Origin of the sequence: Shewanella frigidimarina NCIMB 400 (genome assembly GCF_000014705.1) — a bacterium.
GTDB classification, from domain to species: domain Bacteria; phylum Pseudomonadota; class Gammaproteobacteria; order Enterobacterales; family Shewanellaceae; genus Shewanella; species Shewanella frigidimarina.
In genome coordinates this window covers 2,266,614-2,285,983 of the sequence record NC_008345.1, presented here as the reverse complement: position 1 = coordinate 2,285,983, position 19,370 = coordinate 2,266,614, and the positions used below count along the sequence as shown (strand labels likewise).

Sequence of the window (19,370 nt, the reverse complement as noted above, 5' to 3'; positions counted from 1 at the left end):
AGTCCGTCCGTTAAAATAATCTCTTTATCGTTATTCGATAAAATAATATGCTAATCTAGCGCTAACTACCTTGTTTATTGCCAGCCAGCTAAGGTCACACTTTATGAGTCAACGCAGTATTAATGCACTCTTTAAACCCACTTCTGTGGCAGTCATTGGCGCATCTAACGGCAATAAACGCGCAGGTAAAGCAGTGATGAAAAACCTGCTATCAGGCGGTTTTTCTGGTCCAATAATGCCTGTGACACCCAAATACACCGCAGTAATGGGCGTATTGGCTTACCCCAATATTGAAGCATTACCGATCAAACCTGATTTAGCTATAATTTGTACCAACGCCCTGAAAGTGCCCAGTATTGTTGAACGTTTGGCTCAATTTGGCTGCAAAGTTGCGATTATTATGGCTTCTGGCATGGCATCGCAAACTGACGAGCAAGGTAATAATTTACTGGAACTCACCAAACAGTATGCGAAACGATACGGTATGCGTTTATTAGGCCCCAATAGTTTAGGAATGATTTTACCGCCTATAGGGCTCAATGCCAGTTTAGCGCACGCAGGAGCCAACGTCGGCAAAATTGCATTTGTGTCGCAATCGGCTGCTATTTGCACCACAGTCCTCGATTGGGCTAACAATAAAGGTATTGGCTTTTCGTCGTTTATTTCACTCGGCGATGCCACCGATATCGACTTTGACGAATTACTCGATTATTTGGGCCGCGACAGTAAAACCAGCGCTATCATGCTGTATATCGATTCCATTAACGAAAAACGTCACTTTTTATCAGCCGCCCGCGCTGCCTCACGCAATAAACCCATCTTTGTGATTAAATCAGGGCGCAGCCGTGAAGGAGTACAAGCTGCAATGCTCCATACTGGTGGTATTGGCGGTAACGATGCCGTTTATGAAGCCGCTTTTAGACGTGCCGGTATGTTAAGAGTAAACGATTTAATTGAATTATTTGCTGCAGTAGAAAGCCTTGCTCATTCAACCCCATTAAAAGGTGAACGATTAGTTATTATGAGTAATGGCGGCGGCCCTGCAGTCTTGGCTGCGGATGAGTTGATTATTAAAGGTGGCAAACTGGCACAATTGTCAGAAAAAACCGTGACAGAACTGAATGCTATTTTACCCAGTACATGGTCACGACAAAATCCTATCGACATGATTGGTGATTCAGACAGCCAACGCTACGCAGATACATTAAAAGTGCTCATGAGCAGTAACGATACTGACACTATTTTGGTGCTACATTCGCCATCGATATTAGGTGAAAGTGTTGAAATCGCTAACAGTATTATCGACACTATCAATCAACACCCTAATCGCAATCGAATCAATATGCTCACCAATTGGAGCGGTGAAGACTCAGCTTATTTGGCCCGTAAACGATTTACCAAAGCAGGCATTCCGACCTATCGAACCCCTGAGGGTGCCGTGAGAGCATTTATGCACATGGTCGAATATCGTCGTAACCAAAAGTTACTCCAAGAAGTACCGCAGTCAATACCCGATAATATTCCGACTGACAGCAAAGCTGCACGGCTATTGCTGCAACGCGCCTTGGATAATGGTCAAACAGTGGTTGAAACACATCAAGCTGTGGATATTTTGCGGGCTTACGGACTCAACACCATTGAAACCCGCTTTGTAAAAGATGTTGATGAAGCGGTTAATGTCGCCAACCAAGTGGGTTATCCTGTAGCGTTAAAAGTGCAATCACCAGACCTACTCTATAAATCAGATGTGCACGGCGTAGTGTTAAATTTAGCTTCTGATGAAGATGTTAGTCACGCCGCCCACTCTATTATTGACAGGGTTCATCAAATTAACCCTTCGGCCAAAATTGATGGATTAATTATTCAAAAAATGGCGTTAACCGCAGGTGCTCAAGAGATTAGAGTATCGGTAATTAATGACCCAGTATTTGGTCCAGCAATCTGTTTAGGTGAAGGTGGCTCTGAATGGGACCCAACACGCGATGCCGCGGTTGCACTGCCACCATTAAACATGGCACTGGCTCGCTATATGGTGATTCAAGCACTTAAAACCCATAAGTTGCGAGACCGTCATTTGCCACTTGGTCTCGACATGAATGCTTTATGCGTGATGCTGACGCAAATATCTCACTTAATTATTGATTGTCCTGAAATTGCCGAAGTAGACATTAATCCTGTGTTGGCCGCGGGGGAAATAATCACCTTATTAGACGTCAATATGCGTCTTCATGCCACCCCGCAAGACAACATTAACCGTCTGGCCATTTTGCCCTACCCAAAAGAATTAGAACAAACTACCACGCTGAAAAATGGACTCGAGATAATGTTGCGTCCCATCTTGCCAGAAGATGAACCTAAGCACTTAGATTTTGATAATTCATTAAGTGATGAAGACAGATACAAACGCTATTTTGGGGTGCGCTCACGAATGACCCATGAAGAAATGGCAGTTTTAACGCAAATTGATTATTCGCGTGAGATGGCGTTTATTGCGACGACAATGACAGAGGATGGTGAAGAGCTAACGTTAGGGGCTGTGAGAGCGTCTATCGACCCTGATAATACCGAAGCTGAGTTTGCTATGGCTGTTCGCAGTAATTATCAAGGGATTGGCTTAGGCAAGTTATTACTGGAAAAACTGATTGCTTACTATAAAACCAACAATACACTGTATTTAACGGGCTTTACCATGTTTGAAAACCGCAGTATGGCCAACCTCGCCAAGTCACTTGGGTTTACCGTATCATTTGATATGGAAGAACATTTGATAAAGATGCACATGGATTTACAACCAAAAGCGCAATAACATTTTGGTTGTATTAAATGTAATCAACTGCAGGTAAACATAAGCCCACATGACTAAACATATAGAAGTTGATTCATTGTGGGTTTAACGGTGTTAAATCAAACCTTAGTATCAGCGAATAAGCAAAACAAATGCTAATAACACAGTACAACCACTACGAGTGATTAACCAAACTTGACGCAATTTTTACCAGCGGCTTTGGCAATATAAAGTTGTTCGTCAGCACGCGATAATAAGGTATCTACATCATCACCCGTTTGAATAGTGGCCACACCAATAGAAACGGTAATATGGCCCAGGTTCTGTTTCTTTTCTTTGCCAATAGAAAGCTGTTTTAATGCAATTCTTTCACGTATTTTTTCAGCCACATTAACGGCATCAATAAGCTTGGCATTGGGCAACATTACCACAAACTCTTCACCACCATAGCGGGCAACCAAATCATCGCCTTTAACGGTATGCTTCATGGCTAAAGCCACATAAGCCAACACTTTATCACCAATTAAGTGTCCAAAAGTATCATTAAACATCTTGAAATTATCGATGTCTATCATCAACAAACTGCATACTGTTTGAGTGTCGACAAACTTGGTCATCTGCTCCGCGGCAAACAATTCATAGGAGCGGCGGTTTTTTAACGATGTGAGTTCATCCGTCATAGCCACTTTACTCAAATTTTCCATTTCGTCTTTAAGGTTGGCAATTTCATCCGATAATGATTCAAGACTTGCAGACATTTGATGATTATTAGCAATGACTTGGTCAACTTCGGCGATGATAGAGCCAACAATAAGATTAAGTTCATCAGTATTAGGATTTGTTTGTAGCTTTTCACCAAATTCATTGAGGTTAGTTGAAAATGATTCAGTGCCAACATTTAACTGCTCAATCTTATTTAGTAAGCTGTTAATCAGGATTTGAGTTTCGATTTGTACGTTCTCAATAACTTCTGGTGATTGCTCTTCAATAAATCGATTGTATAAGCCTAAATTAACTTCGGGAGTAAATTGAACACCATTAGCAATTAAACCGTCAATTGCGCGTTTTAAATTAAGGTTCCTCTCAGCAAAATAATCAAACCAAATAGCATAGTTTTCTGGCGTAACAGGAATCGATAAGGTCGCCATTTTAGGTAACGCTAAATGCAGTATATGCGAGGTTTGTTCTAGATTTTGGGTATTATGCATCGAAGACGATACCTTATTAATAAATACAATGTGTCAAAGGTTATCAGTATGTTATGTCATACTTATGAACTAAACTCAATTATTGATGTTTCTGTTGCACAATAAACTAGCGTAAATAAAATATATTCATTTAACCCTTTCCATATCAAGCATCGTTTACACTAAACAAACCACGCTTACTATGGGATAAAGAGGAATAATCTACATTCAAACTGAATGAGTTGATATCAAACCTGCCATGACTTTTATTAACAGTGCAATTGGTATGTTAAAAGACCATTTACTCCCTTGTTTGGAGTTCAATTGACAGTAAGTACACATTAAAAATCAATAACCTTTTGAGCTGGTAACCACAAATACAATGCTATTTTATAGAGGTAGCGTTACATGCATTTTTATAAGGACAGAATATGAAACCTCTCAGTGTTACTGATACCATAAAAATCGCGATGACGGTTACTGTCATCTTTGCTAGTGTTATCTCATTTGGAACCAGAGCAACCAGTCCCGTTGACAATAATTATCTGAACACCCTAAAAATCAATAGTACGGTTATGGATGTCAGTCAATATAAGCCGCAAGAAGCTAGTAAAATGTATCCTGCCCCCACAGAGGGAATGGTCCAACATGTATTAACCCTACCAGCACTAAATGATGAGCAAGATTACATGCTTGAAGTGCAAATAGGCCAAAATAAAATTGTCGATTGTAATAAGACTAAACTCATCGGTGAAATTGACAAAATATCGCTAGCTGGTTGGGGATATGTCTATTACCAAGTAGATAAGGTGATGCAAGGTCCGACAACCAAAATGATGTGCACTAACGCCAAATCAGCTGAGTTTATTGTGCTTAATGAAGCCATGACGTTACGCTATGACAGCCGTCAACCAAAAGTGTTCTATTTGCCAGAAGGCACCGAATTACGCTATAGAGTGTGGAAAACAGTGAGCGAATTTGAGTTTAGTGGCCAGTAGCATTGGGACCCACAGGGCTTGTACTTATACTTGGGATAGCTTGCTAATTCGTTGAAATTTTTTGGCTATTTCATTTGAGTTAGTTGACCCCTATCTAACGGCCAATGTGGGAGGCTGCGGCAAGAGTAATGCCAGTGAGTAGTGTAGATTGACACTCAACGATTACAATGGCTAAGCGGCGGTATTGCCTTGGTTGGAAAAGGTGATATGAAAATGGCTCATCAATAATTGGATAACATTGGGAAACGTTAAAATGATCCACTATTAACACTCAGCACACCGAGACACTCGTGTGCTGAGCTTAATCAACTCGATTTAGTAACGGCGAACCCTGACCACTTGCATTATTTCAATTTCAAATCCGCCCACGACTTCTTTTGCCGGGTAGTAAATCAAATTGACTTTATGGTCTAACAAACTCTTGAAACGTTGAGGTCGCTTGTATTTAAATGGCACATCGCAATCTTTAATCATTAACGTTTGAACCACCCACTCTCCAACTTGCCGTTGAATATGGGACACCACCGTCACGCCTTCACTTTGTATTAACTCACCGTGTCGCTCTAACAGTATTTTAGGAACCGGTTTCATGAATTTACCTTCTTAACAGTATCCAGAATATCTTGATATCGATAAGCACTAAAACGTCCAAAGCCATCTAATTGTTTAACTTTCAAACGACTAAACATTGGCATTATCATACCAGCAAGAAATTTAGCCTGCGTAGCAATGGTTGGAGTGGGTAACGATTTTGCTCGAGCCACTAACATTAACGGTTCGAGCAATGTTGTCACTGTGGCCGAGTCTGGTAACGGAGCCACAGCCTGTTTGGATAAGACGGCAATTTGCCCACGACAAACGCTGCAGTGGCCACATTCTTGTGGCACCGAGTGGTCATCAAAATAGTGAGCTAAATTTGCACTTAAACAACGATCAAGTTCAAAAAAATCGACTAGCTTACCAATCCGCACAATCTCTTTATGTTCATTCTCACTAAAATATTGACTGAGTTGCTGGGTCAATTGTTGTAATTGCTGCGGTGTCGCTAATGCCTGCTGTTGTACATCATACACTTGAGTGATTTTTTTTGTCTCAAGAATTATCAAATTCTGTTCAGCTAAATAGTCTAATGCCGCAACAACTCGTTGTCGTTCACAACCATGTTGTTGATATAAACTGTCAAAATCCAGTTGCCCCCACACCTTTTTAAACTGTGTATGGGCAAATACCTGACTCAAGAATTGCTGGCGCTGATCGTTAAATCGACTCAGGATGGCTTGCTGGTCTTCCACAAACCGATATTTAAATTCAGCAAAATAAGCATAGCTTGGACGGATCACGCCTAATAGTTCTAACTGCACAAATAACGTTTTCAAAGGCAATGAACGAATGTTACATGCTGTAGATAATGGCGTTTCTTGTACCTCCCAGCGACCATTTTCGGTTTCAGATGCAATAATGCCTAATAATTGACCTATATTATCTGCTTCTGGCGTATCGCCGTAAACAAAATTTTCAACAGTATTTAATCCATCTAAATTTGCTAACGTCACACAATGAGCTAGCAAACCATCACGTCCTGCTCGACCGATTTCTTGGCTGTAATTTTCAATCGACTTTGGTAAATCAAAATGGATAACAAATCGAATATCTGATTTATCAATGCCCATACCAAAAGCAATCGTCGCCACAATCACTTGAATGTGATTCTGCATAAATTGTTGTTGAATATGTTGTCTAACCGTCTGCTCCATACCTGCATGGTACGCTGCAGCATTTATCCCCTGACGGATTAAGTGTGCAGCAACGTCCTCAGCAGTTTGTTGTAGAGTTACATACACTATGCCAGCACCAGTATAGTGTTTTACGGTAAGCGCGAGTTGAGTGAGCTTTTGTTGCTGATTAACCGCGACAACCGACAAATCTAAATTCGGGCGATAAAAACCGGTTTGTATTACCTGCTCCGCTAATAAACCAAAACGCTTGGCCATATCCAGTTTTACTTGTTCAGTTGCCGTTGCGGTTAATAACAAACTTTGAGGGATTGAAAATTCTTGGCAATATTGTGGAATTTTTAAATAATCAGGCCTGAAATTGTGCCCCCATTCTGAAATACAATGCGCTTCATCAACCACCAGCAACGAAATCGGTACTGATTTAAGAAATTGCCTAAAACGTTCATTTTTAAAACGTTCAACTGATACCATCAAAATTCGCGTACGTTGATCTCGTACATCACGCATCACTTGTTGTGTTTGATCATAAGTTAAACTTGAATCAATACTGGCCGCGGCGATGCCTTTACTCGCTAAAAATGCCAGCTGATCTTTCATTAAAGCCAACAACGGCGAAATAACTAAGGTTAGATTGGGTAACTGTTGGGCACAAAACTGATAACACAAGGACTTACCTGAACCGGTAGGAAATATCGCTAATGCAGAATGACCTGCCAAAATGGTTTCAATAACCGCTTGTTGGCCTTCTCTGAACTCAGTAAAACCAAATTGTTGCTGTAACAATTGATATAGCGTCTGTTGATCGAAAAACTTTGAAGCGGCTTCAGAAGTTGCTGCGTCGCTATATGGTGAGGGAGTCATATAAAATCCTGTTGTTAACCCCAAACAACATAGGATTATACGATAATTGATAAAACGGCAAGCCTTAGCACTATGGGAATAGTTAACATACGGTCTAAAGTGCTATGAAAGGAATGTAAAACACATGACCTACGTTTGCCGTTTACGGGCAATATATTGATTAATCAATTGGGTCAACTTATCTTCAAAACGCTCTTCTATGTCATCAAGATCTTGATCGAAAGAACCAATAAACTTAACCGCTTTGTCACGAGACAACACTTTACCTGCAAGACTGTATTGAATTTCTACTAAGCTTTTGTCTAAGCGAGGCGCAAGAAACCAATGACACACATCAGCATTTAAGTTTACTAATGCTCGCTCGGCTATTTGGCAAAAGGTGTTGATATGCTCAGCACCATCGGGCCCTAAACAACCGGGTTCAAGACGACACAAAACAACTAATTTTTTAGTATTTATCTCTCTAGCACTGTTTATCAACTCTTCCATAATGTGTACGAAACGGTCCTTAATAAAATCCTGTTGATTAGAATGTTACCTAAGTAAATCTTGTAACCTCATAGCAATAACTAACACCACTGGGGTTCAGTTAGCATCGCGTAATTTAGCAAAATATGCAACCGTTTGGCGCCGACTAAGCTATTTTTCAGCGCACTCATGACTGGCTTTTAATGCTTGTTTAAAAGCATTAATAAACTCAGCAATAGGCGTTAAGGTTTCTTTTGCTCGACGGTTACGCCCAAGCAATGAAGATTCTACGAATAAGTCAAACCAAGTCGATAATGCTAAACCATTTTGAGGCTCTTGAGCTGCGGTTAATGCCATTGCCGCGACTTCTGCCGTGCCCAGTTGAAAATCATGACTGCCTTTACGAAGAGCGTAAGTTGCTAAAGTTTCTGGTGCAAATGAAAGCACTGGCATTTGCTGTAAATACGGGCTTTTACGGTACATTTTAATGGCTTCACGCCAACTACCATCAAGCATCACCAACAAAGGTATTTTAGTTATGCCCTGCTCAGTGGTTAATGAAGTGGCCGTTATTTGCTCAACGACGACTTGATCGTTCTCAATATATTGTTGTGGGAACACTAAAAAGGGTTGATATGTTGGATTAGATAATAAGGCCAACATTGCAGTGTCTGTCTCGGTTCGAGTCCATAAAAACGCATGAGTGTCAGGAATTAAGTCGGCAATTAACCTACCACTATTGGTTGGTTTCAACACTTCATCGTTATACATAATCAACATAAAACTGGTATTGGTGTTTAAGTATTGACGATGTTTGCAGGTGCAAAATAATTCACCCAAGAGGCACAAATTGCATCTAACAAGCTTCTTTCCTCGCGCGCCAAAAGGCTTCGTCGACAAGGATTTTCGATGTTCATGCAAACGGTGAACTGCATGAATTGGCGCTTTAGTGGGTTTGCTCGGCAGTTCTGACATTTGGCAACTCTGAGATGAAAAAAGTTCATCACCAATATTGGTGATGAACTGATAAATGCATTAGGAGGAAATTATAGAATACGGCGTAATAAAAAGTCTGCTTTTAAACGGCGAATTCGATTCATGATTTTTTTCACCGGTTTAGGGTATTTCTGCAAAGTATCAATTTGGCTGTAATGGAATAATCGCTCAGTGTGTAGCAAGATATATTGCTGCTCCTGGATAAACGACTCTTTCCAGCATCCTGACTCATCATGCAATAATAAGCCATTTTCTAAATCCAATGCCCACGCTCGTGGGTTTAGATTCGAACCTGTTATCAGATGTTTTCTATTATCGGCGCTGATGCCCTTCAAATGAAAACTGTTAATACCATCTTTCCATAGATGAATATTCAGTTGTCCGTTCTCAATAGCCCATTGCTGATTTTTGGCAAATTTACGCAGTGATTGCTCGTACATGTACGGCAACGCACCAATCGTTGAAAAATCTTGATCCGGCGGAATGTAGAAGTCATTCGCCGTTTTATCACCGACAACAATATCAATTTTTTTGCCATCACGCAGATGTCTTGCTAATGCACGAGTTAAAATTGTCGGCGGGTTGAAATAAGGCGTACAAATAAACAACTCTTTAGTCGACGAATCAACCAACTTAACAATAGTGTCATTTAATTCGTTGTTTTTTCTACCTAAACCCATCAATGGCGTAACACGATTACCCACTGTTGTAGAGGTATACTGATAACGCGCCTGTGATAGACGATGTTTAAAACTTTTTACATCGTTCTTTTCAGGGTTATCTTCATTGTCTGCCGCTTGACTTAAAACACTCACGGCAGGATCGCTAACAATATCCTGCTTTATCATGTCACGCATACTGCGTGCTAGTTCAGGACAATCGATAACATGGTATCTATCGAAACGGTATTTTTCTTGCTCGTGTAAATAAATGTTGTTAATACTCGCACCACTGTAAATAACAGTGTCGTCAATGATAAAACCTTTAAGATGCAGTACACCCATAAATTCGCGAGACTTTACCGGTACACCGACAATATCAAACGGGTGCGATGCTTGATCCATTAATTGACGATATAAAATATAGTTACCACTGTCACCCTTTTGACCTATTAGGCCTCGGCGTGCACGATGATAATCAACTAACACTTTGATATCTAATTGTGGGTTTTGGTTTTTTGCGTCTAATAACGCCTGTAATACCTCACGGCCAGCTTCATCATCTTCAACATATAATGCTGCGATGTAAATTGAAGATGTTGCCGATGCAATTTTAGTAAGTAAGGCTTGCTTAAAATCTTTTGGCTTAAGCAACCAAGACACAGCATCTGCATTTAGGGCAATACCACCTAGCTTATCCAGCAAGGCATCCTCCTTAAAATGGGTGGCCATTACGATAATCAGTAATGGGATCAAATTTAAAAAACATCACAGCGATATATTGTAATTGTAAGTACGCTGTTCAACTGTTTAGCAAGTAACACATGCCATGTTTACTGATAAATTGAGGGAATAAGTAACTTCAACCTCAATTGATGATGTTTCTTATAACGCAATATCGATAGTGTTAACGAGATAACCTTTGCAATAATAAATATCATTGTTAGATGGTTTATCCTGGTCAGTCTATCCGCTCTAATCAACTTATATCACGCCACAACATGCTGTAAAATTGTACTATTGCAGCTCTTAGGCATCTAAATCTGACAGAGTGAGCGAGCTTGGCGTTCTGTTAAGCTGATAGAAATTACCGACTAACAAGGTGATGAGCAAGATTTTTCTCACTTAACGGCGGTTTTAGTACGCTTTTTTGTTGTTAATTTGCGCAATAAAGCAAGATTGCTTGCTAACTAGCCAACTAAAACACCAATGGTAATGAAGTAAACACCAATTTACATAATCATAAATAAGGAAATATAACCAAAAATCATCAAATGCGTATCAGACAAGGATATCATCAGCTAACATAACCTATCGTTACTGAACTCTTGTTATAGGCTTTTATGAATTCCATTCTTTTTTGTCTCCCCCAGCCTCGTTTCTTTCATAAACAACCATCTTTGCGGTTCACTCAAGCTTTATGTCTGCTAGGAGCATTTATTACCTCAAGCCTGCCCAATGTATCGCTCGCAGCAGAAGTCCCCAGCCAGGTAGCACTGAGTCAGCAACAAACAATCAATAGCGATAATATTAACCAGCAACCTACAGCATTGTATCTTGATAATATGCTGCAGCTACTAAAACCAGCACATTCACAGCTAGGCATCACAGTGTGGGACATGACGACTCAAAAAACAGTATTTGAGTACAACAATCAATCGTTAATGCAGCCGGCAAGTGTTCAAAAACTATTAACCGCATTGGCTGCAACTAAACAACTCGGTAAAGACTTTATTTACCAAACTCGCTTAACCACGTTAGCCCAGCAACCTCTGGATAAAAGTTTGATTGAAAATGGCATATATTCTGGCGATATTTACATAGAATTTAGTGGCGATCCAACCTTAAAATACCAAGATTTGCGACAGTTACTTGCCTCTTTAAGTCAGTTAGGTATTACTGAGCTTACGGGGAATATTGTATTAACCAGCGAGCAAGATAGCCAACTGCAGGCGCCTGGTTGGGTATGGGATGATTTAGGGATCTGCTACGCGGCGCCAATATCGCCTTTCATCATTGATAAAAATTGTGTCTATGGTCGATTAGCAACAACGGGCTACAATAAAGTGGCCAACATCACCATGATGGGAAATCGGCCCATTGAAATCAGCAATGATGCTTATTTTGTCACCCCAATTGTCAACCGACCTGTCGCTAAACCCGCTGTTCAGACATTAACTGATGCGGTTGTGCTTCCTGCATACCTCACGGAATCAGTACCACAGTGTCAATTAACGTTAAGTCGTTTCGATAATAATCGCTATCATCTGAGTGGCTGTCATGTCGGGGCTAAATCGTTACCTTTAGCAATAGCTATTACCGAACCACAATTGTACGCGCAACAGATCGTAGCCAAACAATTGGCTTCTTTAGGTATTGTGCATCAGCTACCCATTACAGCAAGCATAATGAACACAGAAGCGCAGTTTATGGCTCAAAGACAAGTCATCGCCAGCCACCAATCTGCAGCCTTGCCTCAGTTACTTGAAACCATGTTGCTCAAATCAGATAATTTAATTGCCGACAGTTTATTAAAAAAATTGGGTGAGGTTTATTATCAAGCACCAAGTGACTTTGCCCGGAGTGGCCAAGCATTGAAAACCATTCTGTATTCAATTGGCATCGATTTATCAAATGCAAACATCGCTGATGGCTCTGGTTTGTCGCGTTATAATTTACTCACGCCTGAACACGTATTAAGTGTACTTACTACCCTATACCAACAACCTGAATACCGCTTCTTACTCGAGTTGTTACCACAATCTGGTGTAAGTGGTACTTTGCGCTATAAACGCTATTTCAATAAATCTCCGTTGAAAAACCACGTGTTTGCTAAAACTGGCAGTATGCTGGGCATTGCAAACTTAGCGGGACGAGTTAATGTAAGTAATGGTCATGATTATTTATTTGTTTTATTCGAAAATGGGTTAAGTCCGCAGATTAAAAAACAACAAAAAGCGCCTTTTTCGGCGGTGTTTTTGCAAACCATGATGGATGTCCCAAGATAACCTGTACTAGAGATAGCATATCCATAGCAGCCATATTTTGCTAAAACGGTGGCTGCTATCTTCTGCATAATCTAAAAATAACGATTATGGCCACCAGCATCGGTGACCTGAGTAAAAATGATACTTTAAACATCAATAAAGTAACAAATAACGTAAAATCATCATTATATCGACACAATTTTCCTTTCAGCACTAGCGCATATTTCAACTTGCTATAACATTGTTAGCCGTAACCTTAAGATATGAATATTTTATCGTGTGGAGATAATATGGATAAGCAAGTGAGTTCGCGTGGCACCAAAGAAAAAGCCCTTCGTTTAAATCTAGACGAAAAAAAGTACGGCACCATTGTCGAAATTGGTGCCGGACAAGAAGTCGCACGTAACTTTTTTGTGGCTGGCGCCGCTGCGGGAACAATAGCTAAAACCATGTCAGCCTACGATATGAAGTTTTCTGACGCGATTTACGGCGTGCAAGAAGATGGACGCTATGTCAGTAAAGCCCGCGTATTAGCAATGATGGAGCAGGAGTTTGACCTTGTTGTCGATCGTGTCGGCGGCGTTCGTTCAAAATCATCACGTTATTTCAGTTACGCAACAACCGTATCGGCTAAAAGTTTTAATCGTAAAAATGAATGCCATGCGTGGTGTGGTGTGCGGATTCAAATGTACCCTGGTGCAGAGCCTTCTAATATTATTGTCCATGTGCGCATGTTTGACGATACCGCTGAAGCTCAGCAGCAAGCGCTAGGTATTTTAGGTGTAAACCTTATTTACGCCAGCTACTATTATTTTGAAGATCCAAAAATGATTATCGATTCGTTAACCGATAACATGAAAGCCAATCGTATTGAAATTGACTGTATTGACTTTCAGGGTCCCTACTTTGAAGATGTCGACAATCAAGCAAAGAATATTCATCTTATTCGCAGCTGGAAAACTCGCGCGATTATGTTCAAAGCCGATGGCACTGTCGCGGTACCTGCCGATATGCTGTACAAAAAGAACGTGTTAACCATTCGAGGTTCATTTAAACCTGTTACCAACCTTAATGTTGATATGATCCAGCAAGGCTACAAAGCCTTTTCGACATTAGAAGGGGTAACTGATAAAAATACCGTATTAATCGCAGAAATATCACTGAATGACTTACACGGTAAAGATGCCAATATGACCGAAAAGGACATTATGGAACGGGTTAAATTGCTTAATTTATTAGGCTATAACGTGATGATTTCTGATTACACCCGCTATTTCTCATTACGTGCTTATTTCCGTCAGTACACCCAATTGCAAATCGGCATTGTGGTGGGTATTGTTAACATTAAACAAATTTTTGATGAAGAATATTATCGTGGGATGGAAGGCGGAATTCTCGAAGCTTTTGGTAAGTTATTTCCTGATAATACGCGTTTATTCGTCTACCCAGAACGAGATGAAAAGGGTGAGCTAAATGACTTAAACACGGTCAGCGTGCCTAATAATTTGCGTTATTTATTCCGCCATGTGCTCGATAACGGCTTTATCACCAGTATTGAATCAAGCAATCTAGATTTGTTTAATATTTTTTCTCGAGAGATTTTACAGCAAATTTGTCGCGGTCAAGGAGAATGGGTTGGCGCCGTCCCCGAAGCTGTCAGTAAAGCCATCATGGAACAAAAATTATTTGGTTACCGCGGCTAATGAATATAGAGCAACTTTTTACGATAACTAAGATACCATGCCTTGGTTAGTTACGCTGGGATTGAGTATTAGGCATTAGGTGAAAAATGATAACTTATCAGTGGTTAAACAATTGATTCCATTTTTTACTTTCATTATGCAAAAAGTTCGTTAATACACTATTGTTAAATGGCTAACCTATATGAGGTTAGCCATTTTTTTCATTTGCATTTTATTCACTCAAAGTTAATGTAATGTACTGTAATCAAATTTAAATGCGCTACCGTTAATGACTCTAGGCTACCCACACGGACTTAACCACACACGTTAACATTTAAATTAATACCATCATTAATGACTGCTCGTCCGTTTTTAATGTTCACCCTTACTAACCACAGGAAATAGCGATTGTTGCAGATATTGGCTTTATCTATGCTTATTTTAGGACTCGGCATGCTGGTCTTTAGTTTAAGAGCAGTAAATAAAATTTGTATTAAGGACAATAATACTGGCTGGCGAGTATTGAGAGGGTTGATCTTCTTTTTCGTGTTGGGCTATTTAGGCGTTTTTTATTATCTGAGTAAACAATCAAATTTAGCTGTATCTGATATCATTTTTTGCATCATTATGTTCTGTGGAGGAGGATTTGTCGTTTTGGTCACTCGACTGAGTTTATTGAGTTTAGTAAAAGTCGAAAAATTGGTCATTAATGAACGTAGTAATGCTTTACACGATAGCTTAACAGGCCTACCTAACAGAAAATACTTAATGGATTCATTAAGCCAGCATGTCAATGCTGGGCTGCCATTTAGTCTACTGCTGATTGATTTGAACAGATTTAAGCAAGTAAACGATGCATTAGGCCATTACTATGGTGATTTATTGCTTATCGAAGTCGGTAAAAACATCTCTGAACATTTACCCGATGATTCACAGTTATTTAGACTAGGCGGAGACGAGTTTGCCGTCATTGTCACCCAAGTAGAATTAGAACCCCTTCAACACACCATTAACACAATCCATTTAGCACTTGAATCAGCATTTTGTATTGAAAACTACGATTTACTTGTTGGTGCAAGCATTGGCTTAAGCCATTTTCCTATTCTTGCAAATGAAATAGGTCTGCTATTACAACAAGCAGATATTGCAATGTACTCAAGTAAGAAGTTAGCCACCTTATACACTATTTATGACCTGACTCTTGAAAACAATGCTGCCGAAAAAATGAATATCAGTGCTTCATTAAAACGTGCCATTGAACAACAAGAATTTGAACTCTGGTATCAACCTATCATTAATTTACGCAACAACCGTCTTTATGGTGTTGAAGCGCTTATTCGCTGGCCTCGGCCAGATGGCAGTTACACCCCGCCAAGTGTGTTTATTCATATCGCGGAACAAACCACCCTAATAAACCAAATAACCGACTGGGTTATGCAACAAGTTGCAAAGGATGTTGAACATTTTGAATCCTTAGGACTATCTCTCTGTATCCACCTCAATTTATCAGCTAAAGATTTACAAGACCCCAATTTGGTCAATAAAAGTATTTCTCTTGTTAAGGGTAATCATTCATCGCAGAAGATAATGTTTGAGATAACCGAAAGCGCAATGATGACCAACGTAGAGCAAGCTAAAGGTGCCATGGCACAGATTACTGCCGCAGGTGGTACATTCAGTATTGATGATTTTGGCACGGGGTTTTCTTCACTAGAACTATTGCGAGACCTTCCTGTTACCCAAATTAAAATTGACGGCTCATTTATCAACAGTATTCATCATAGCGATGCTGACTTGGCGATAGTTAAATCGGTAATATTTCTGTCAAAGCACTTGAAATGTAACGTTGTAGCAGAAGGTGTAGAACGAAGTGCAACGGCAACATTATTGGCATCACTTGGTTGTGATCTTGCCCAAGGTTACTACTACAGTAAACCGATACCCATTTCATCTTTTGCCAATTATATCCAAGAACAACAATCAGTAAGCGCCGTAGCCAATCAAAATAGCTTTTAATGACTTGGATCATGTCTAATACTAAACTTTTGGCCTAATCTCTATCAACAACTGTTCGATTATTGAACGAACCTTAATGCTAAAGTGACTAATCTTACTCATCAATAAAACCGATTAGCTGGACCAATAAAAGTCGCTTTCATTCATAGTCACAGTCAGTTAGCCTGTTAACTCAATCCAGTGATGCATAAAATTTATGCTATTTTTAGTGATAAAGGAACCTATCATGGACAAAGCACAACATACCCAAGGCAAGTGCCCAGTAGCTCACGGTGGCAATACCACAGTCGCAAGCGACGTAATGGAATGGTGGCCTAATGCACTTAATCTCGATATTCTTCACCAGCATGACAATAAAACCAATCCAATGGATCCAAATTTCGATTATCGCGAAGCTTTTAAAAGCCTCGACCTGTCTGCGGTAAAACAAGATCTTCGCGCGTTAATGACTGATAGTAAAGATTGGTGGCCTGCCGACTGGGGCCATTATGGCGGTCTGATGATCCGTATGGCTTGGCACTCTGCTGGAACTTATCGTATGGCAGATGGACGCGGCGGTGCTGGAACCGGTAATCAACGCTTTGCGCCCCTCAACAGCTGGCCAGATAATGCCAATTTAGACAAAGCACGTAGATTACTGTGGCCAATTAAAAAGAAATATGGCAATAAGTTATCTTGGGCAGATTTAATCATACTCGCAGGTACTATTGCTTATGAATCAATGGGCTTAAAAACCTTTGGTTTTGCTGGTGGCCGTGCTGATATTTGGCATCCAGAAAAAGATATTTACTGGGGTTCAGAAAAACAATGGCTGGCAGCAAGCGACGCTGAAAATAGTCGTTACTCTGGACAACGCGACCTTGAAAATCCATTAGCTGCTGTGATGATGGGGTTAATTTATGTCAACCCTGAAGGTGTAGATGGTCAACCGGATCCGTTAAAAACTGCACAAGACATTCGTGTCACCTTTGAACGCATGGCAATGAATGACGAAGAAACTGTCGCCCTTACTGCTGGTGGACACACTGTCGGTAAATGTCACGGTAATGGTCGAGCAGAAAACCTCGAAGCCGCTCCAGAAGGCGCAGAGCTTGAAGACCAAGGTTTAGGTTGGTTAAACAAAACAAGCCGCGGTATTGGCCGCGATACTGTAACAAGTGGTATTGAAGGCGCTTGGACAACCCATCCAACACAGTGGGACAATGGTTACTTTGAGTTATTGCTTAATTACGATTGGGAACTTAAAAAGAGTCCTGCAGGTGCTTGGCAATGGCAGCCTATCAATATTAAAGAAGAACATAAGCCTGTTGATGTTGAAGACCCTTCGATTCGCCTAAGTCCTATTATGACAGACGCTGATATGGCGATGAAAATGGACCCTGAATATCGAAAAATTTCAGATCGCTTTTATCAAGATCCAGCTTACTTCTCCGAGGTATTTGCCCGAGCTTGGTTTAAATTAACCCATCGTGATTTAGGCCCTAAAAGTCGCTATCTTGGAACTGATGTTCCCGCTGAAGAGTTAATTTGGCAGGACCCTATTCCACAAGTTGATTACAGCTTAACTGAACAAGAAGTTACCGATATTAAGGCTAAAATCTTGGCCAGTGGATTAAGTATTGCTCAACTTGTTGCTACCGCTTGGGACAGCGCCCGCACTTTCCGTGGCTCAGATTTTCGTGGCGGAGCAAACGGTGCTCGTATTCGCTTAGCGCCACAGAAAGACTGGCAAGGCAATGAGCCGGCAAGATTACAAAAAGTATTAGCCGTGTTAGCGACTATTCAAGCAGGCTTAACTAAATCTGTCAGTATTGCAGACTTAATTGTACTCGGCGGCACTGCTGCAGTAGAAAAAGCAGCTCATGCGGCTGGTGTTCACGTTAAGGTGCCTTTTGCCGCTGGTCGCGGTGACTCAACCCTAGCACAAACAGATGTTGAATCTTTTGACGTATTAGAGCCTCTACACGATGCATTTAGAAACTGGCAAAAGAAAGACTATGTTGTTCAGCCAGAAGAAATGATGCTCGACCGTACCCAATTAATGGGACTAACCGCGCATGAAATGACGGTATTGGTGGGTGGTATGCGAGTATTAGGTGCCAACTACGACAACAGCAAACATGGCGTATTTACCGACAATGTTGGTGTGTTATCAAATGACTTTTTTGTCAACTTAACTGATATGTCGTATAACTGGAAACCTGCAGGTAAAAACCTTTATCACATCGTGGATCGCAGCACCGATAAAGTGAAATGGACTGCAACCCGAGTCGATTTAGTCTTTGGTTCAAACTCTATTTTACGTTCGTATGCAGAGATTTATGCGCAAGACGACGCAAAAGAGAAGTTTGTTAACGATTTCGTTAAAACATGGACTAAAGTAATGAATGCAGATAGGTTTGATCTTATGTAAACCTTACTGCCAATATAAAAAACAGGTGTAGAATAAATTTTCTGCACCTGTTTTAATGATTCAACACGACAAAAATATGTTTAATTCATCCGCTTCACTTCAAATTCTAATTTCACTTTAACCGGAAGCCGCTTGTCATTTTGCGCGGTAGGCTTAAACTGCTGTTTAGGCATTTTATTCAACAATGCCTGTGTCATCCAACCTTCTGGTGTTGAGCTAATTAACGTTTTGCTGACTTCATTACCATTTGAATCAATCGTTTGATAATATTCACCTTTACCAGCACCTTTAGGTAGCCAATCAGGTCTTTTATTTAACATCACAGGTTTTAATGTTTGTGGTGACCAATATTGATTTAACTGAGCAGAATTAATAATAACGATATCATGATTAAAAGTAGCTTCAGGCAATGTAGCGATCTCAGGCTGGGTTTGGCAACCCGCCGTAATAAAAAGTGATAGCGTGATAAGTGAAAGGTATTTTTTCATTCAATTCTTCCTTGAAACAATAATAAAGAAATTTTGAACAACAATATTACAGAGTGCTTTTGTTGTAAAAGTGATTTCAATAAAAATTAACTTA

The 19,370-nt window shown here is 40.3% G+C and carries 13 protein-coding genes; 6 read left to right on the top strand and 7 right to left on the bottom strand.

Features of this window, described 5'->3' with window-relative positions:
* Positions 1-103 precede the first annotated feature (103 nt).
* On the top strand, positions 104-2,806 hold the full coding sequence (locus SFRI_RS09910; protein WP_011637389.1) for a bifunctional acetate--CoA ligase family protein/GNAT family N-acetyltransferase: 2,703 nt from the start codon (positions 104-106) through the stop codon (positions 2,804-2,806).
* A gap of 164 nt (positions 2,807-2,970) precedes the next feature.
* Here SFRI_RS09910 and SFRI_RS09905 read toward each other — a convergent pair whose 3' ends face one another.
* On the bottom strand, positions 2,971-3,993 hold the full coding sequence (locus SFRI_RS09905) for a GGDEF domain-containing protein (protein ID WP_011637388.1): 1,023 nt from the start codon (positions 3,991-3,993) through the stop codon (positions 2,971-2,973).
* 410 nt (positions 3,994-4,403) lie between these two features.
* Between SFRI_RS09905 and eco the strand changes: the two genes are divergently transcribed.
* Entirely contained in the window at positions 4,404-4,970 is a 567-nt protein-coding gene (gene eco / locus SFRI_RS09900; protein WP_011637387.1) for a serine protease inhibitor ecotin, read from the top strand.
* A 315-nt stretch (positions 4,971-5,285) separates the two neighbouring features.
* Here eco and SFRI_RS09895 read toward each other — a convergent pair whose 3' ends face one another.
* The 5 genes from SFRI_RS09895 to pssA form a co-directional block, all read right to left on the bottom strand.
* Complete coding sequence (locus SFRI_RS09895) at positions 5,286-5,561, bottom strand: hypothetical protein (protein ID WP_011637386.1); 276 nt, start codon at positions 5,559-5,561, stop codon at positions 5,286-5,288.
* Positions 5,558-7,567 (bottom strand): RecQ family ATP-dependent DNA helicase, encoded by a 2,010-nt coding sequence (locus SFRI_RS09890; RefSeq protein ID WP_011637385.1) that lies wholly within the window; start codon positions 7,565-7,567, stop codon positions 5,558-5,560. Before SFRI_RS09890 ends, SFRI_RS09895 begins: the two co-directional genes overlap by 4 nt.
* 129 nt (positions 7,568-7,696) lie before the next feature.
* Positions 7,697-8,056: a hypothetical protein gene (locus SFRI_RS09885; protein ID WP_011637384.1), complete on the bottom strand. Its 360-nt coding sequence runs from the start codon at positions 8,054-8,056 to the stop codon at positions 7,697-7,699.
* Positions 8,057-8,206: 150 nt separating this feature from the next.
* Positions 8,207-9,010, bottom strand: coding sequence for a tRNA-uridine aminocarboxypropyltransferase (locus SFRI_RS09880; protein ID WP_011637383.1), 804 nt, complete (start codon positions 9,008-9,010; stop codon positions 8,207-8,209).
* Between the two features lie 71 nt (positions 9,011-9,081).
* Positions 9,082-10,422, bottom strand: a complete 1,341-nt coding sequence (pssA, locus tag SFRI_RS09875; RefSeq protein WP_011637382.1) for a CDP-diacylglycerol--serine O-phosphatidyltransferase — start codon at positions 10,420-10,422, stop codon at positions 9,082-9,084.
* Between the two features lie 668 nt (positions 10,423-11,090).
* Between pssA and dacB the strand changes: the two genes are divergently transcribed.
* The 4 genes from dacB (at position 11,091) to katG (ending at position 18,788) form a co-directional block, all read left to right on the top strand.
* On the top strand, positions 11,091-12,698 hold the full coding sequence (dacB, locus tag SFRI_RS09870; RefSeq protein ID WP_167526093.1) for a D-alanyl-D-alanine carboxypeptidase/D-alanyl-D-alanine endopeptidase: 1,608 nt from the start codon (positions 11,091-11,093) through the stop codon (positions 12,696-12,698).
* A gap of 269 nt (positions 12,699-12,967) precedes the next feature.
* Entirely contained in the window at positions 12,968-14,380 is a 1,413-nt protein-coding gene (locus SFRI_RS09865; protein WP_011637380.1) for a hypothetical protein, read from the top strand.
* Positions 14,381-15,013: 633 nt separating this feature from the next.
* Positions 15,014-16,375, top strand: a complete 1,362-nt coding sequence (locus tag SFRI_RS09860) for a putative bifunctional diguanylate cyclase/phosphodiesterase (RefSeq protein ID WP_244262867.1) — start codon at positions 15,014-15,016, stop codon at positions 16,373-16,375.
* Between the two features lie 226 nt (positions 16,376-16,601).
* Complete coding sequence (gene katG, locus SFRI_RS09855; RefSeq protein WP_041412930.1) at positions 16,602-18,788, top strand: catalase/peroxidase HPI; 2,187 nt, start codon at positions 16,602-16,604, stop codon at positions 18,786-18,788.
* A gap of 80 nt (positions 18,789-18,868) precedes the next feature.
* On the opposite strand, the gene SFRI_RS09850 is transcribed toward katG, so the two are convergent.
* Positions 18,869-19,276: a hypothetical protein gene (locus SFRI_RS09850; protein WP_011637377.1), complete on the bottom strand. Its 408-nt coding sequence runs from the start codon at positions 19,274-19,276 to the stop codon at positions 18,869-18,871.
* Positions 19,277-19,370 lie beyond the last annotated feature (94 nt).

Bases quoted from the DNA above. Each gene is read 5' to 3' on its own strand.
- katG (WP_041412930.1), top strand. From the start codon at position 16,602: ATGGACAAAGCACAACATACCCAAGGCAAGTGCCCAGTAGCTCACGGT.
- SFRI_RS09895 (WP_011637386.1), bottom strand. From the start codon at position 5,561: ATGAAACCGGTTCCTAAAATACTGTTAGAGCGACACGGTGAGTTAATA.
- SFRI_RS09910 (WP_011637389.1), top strand. From the start codon at position 104: ATGAGTCAACGCAGTATTAATGCACTCTTTAAACCCACTTCTGTGGCA.
- SFRI_RS09890 (WP_011637385.1), bottom strand. From the start codon at position 7,567: ATGACTCCCTCACCATATAGCGACGCAGCAACTTCTGAAGCCGCTTCA.
- SFRI_RS09850 (WP_011637377.1), bottom strand. From the start codon at position 19,276: ATGAAAAAATACCTTTCACTTATCACGCTATCACTTTTTATTACGGCG.
- eco (WP_011637387.1), top strand. From the start codon at position 4,404: ATGAAACCTCTCAGTGTTACTGATACCATAAAAATCGCGATGACGGTT.
- SFRI_RS09880 (WP_011637383.1), bottom strand. From the start codon at position 9,010: ATGTCAGAACTGCCGAGCAAACCCACTAAAGCGCCAATTCATGCAGTT.
- pssA (WP_011637382.1), bottom strand. From the start codon at position 10,422: ATGGCCACCCATTTTAAGGAGGATGCCTTGCTGGATAAGCTAGGTGGT.
- SFRI_RS09865 (WP_011637380.1), top strand. From the start codon at position 12,968: ATGGATAAGCAAGTGAGTTCGCGTGGCACCAAAGAAAAAGCCCTTCGT.
- SFRI_RS09905 (WP_011637388.1), bottom strand. From the start codon at position 3,993: ATGCATAATACCCAAAATCTAGAACAAACCTCGCATATACTGCATTTA.
- SFRI_RS09885 (WP_011637384.1), bottom strand. From the start codon at position 8,056: ATGGAAGAGTTGATAAACAGTGCTAGAGAGATAAATACTAAAAAATTA.